Source organism: Bifidobacterium reuteri DSM 23975, from assembly GCF_000741695.1.
In the GTDB taxonomy this organism is placed as follows: domain Bacteria; phylum Actinomycetota; class Actinomycetes; order Actinomycetales; family Bifidobacteriaceae; genus Bifidobacterium; species Bifidobacterium reuteri.
Genome location: NZ_JGZK01000025.1, coordinates 1 through 1,639 on the forward strand (window position 1 = coordinate 1; position 1,639 = coordinate 1,639).

Annotated in this window: 1 pseudogene; it reads left to right on the top strand. The window is 48.8% G+C overall.

Going from position 1 to position 1,639, the window contains the following annotated elements:
* Positions 1-903: 903 nt before the first annotated feature.
* Positions 904-1,458: pseudogene (locus BREU_RS10960) on the top strand (GTP-binding protein); the annotation flags it as partial.
* Between the last annotated feature and the right edge of the window lie 181 nt (positions 1,459-1,639).

A 1,639-nucleotide genomic window follows, 5' to 3' on the forward strand; every position in this document is an offset into this window, starting at 1 on the left:
CCTCACTCGACCGCACCGTCCACCACGGACGACTCCATCAGATTCGAGGGACCGCTCCTACAGGAGCCAACACGCCTCATGACCAAATAACCAACACAACGCAGACAGGCAGCGGCCATATACCAATACCGCACACACCGCGGAAAACCCGCTGCCTACACTGCGGAAAAACACTGCACACAACGCGGACACCAACTTGACAAAACACAGCGGGCAGATGCAGCATGCGCTTGAGCGCGCCGGCTGATATGGTGGGCACAGGCGTTCCTCTGTTCTTCGGTTCTATTTCTTGGCGGAAACAAACCTAACAGGCGAACGCCCCTTCCATACCCGCATACACAAAAGCCCCGGCCACAACGCCGAGGCTCAACACCCCACCACACAAACTGGCGAAGGCTCTTATATATTTCTTTCTGTATACATTGAATTTGTATTTAGTAAAATGCAGACAACACCACGGATCGGCTTTTGGCTGGACAATTCCAACCAAACACCGCAGCAGACAGTAGAAACCATTCTGAACGTTAGGAAGCCGGTATGATTGTTACATATAAGGGGAAGAAAAATTTCTTTTAGATACTTGTTTTCCTAAAACTGATGTGATATAATAATTCAAGTCCAGAAAAGGAGTAAAAAATATGCGGCAAGGTATTCTTAAATAAAACTATAATCAAATAGTGGGAACAAAGGATTATGATAGTCCCTTTTGTAGGGGCTTAGTTTTTTGTACCCAATTTAAGAATACTTTTGCCTTATCAATTTTGACATATCCCCAAAAACAGCACTCACAAACAGGTGTATGCTGCATATGTGTATGTCCGCAAATTATCATCCCCAGTGGTAAAAGTATTTTACTGCTGGGGATTTTTATGCCCTTCGGGGCAGTAAAGGGAGGACAATCACATGAAAATAATCAATATTGGAATTCTTGCCCATGTAGACGCTGGAAAGACGACCTTGACGGAGAGCCTGCTATATGCCAGCGGAGCCATTTCAGAACCGGGGAGCGTCGAAAAAGGGACAACGAGGACGGACACCATGTTTTTGGAGCGGCAGCGTGGGATTACCATTCAAGCGGCAGTCACTTCCTTCCAGTGGCACAGATGTAAAGTCAACATTGTGGATACGCCCGGCCACATGGATTTTTTGGCGGAGGTGTACCGCTCTTTGGCTGTTTTAGATGGGGCCATCTTGGTGATCTCCGCTAAAGATGGCGTGCAGGCCCAGACCCGTATTCTGTTCCATGCCCTGCGGAAAATGAACATTCCCACCGTTATCTTTATCAACAAGATCGACCAGGCTGGCGTTGATTTGCAGAGCGTGGTTCAGTCTGTTCGGGATAAGCTCTCCGCCGATATTATCATCAAGCAGACGGTGTCGCTGTCCCCGGAAATAGTCCTGGAGGAAAATACCGACATAGAAGCATGGGATGCGGTCATCGAAAATAACGATAAATTAGAGGCTTCTGCTGTTTTCGTGGGTTAGTTGGTGGGTTGGGGTAGTCGGATGTCGAGGCCGCCGCATCGGAGCATGATCAGGCTGATGAGGTTGTCGACGTGGTGGAAGCCGTAGGCCGATGCGGATGGTGACCTTGATGCGGTTGWGAACGCCTCGAGCCTGGTCGTTGGACGTACCGAGT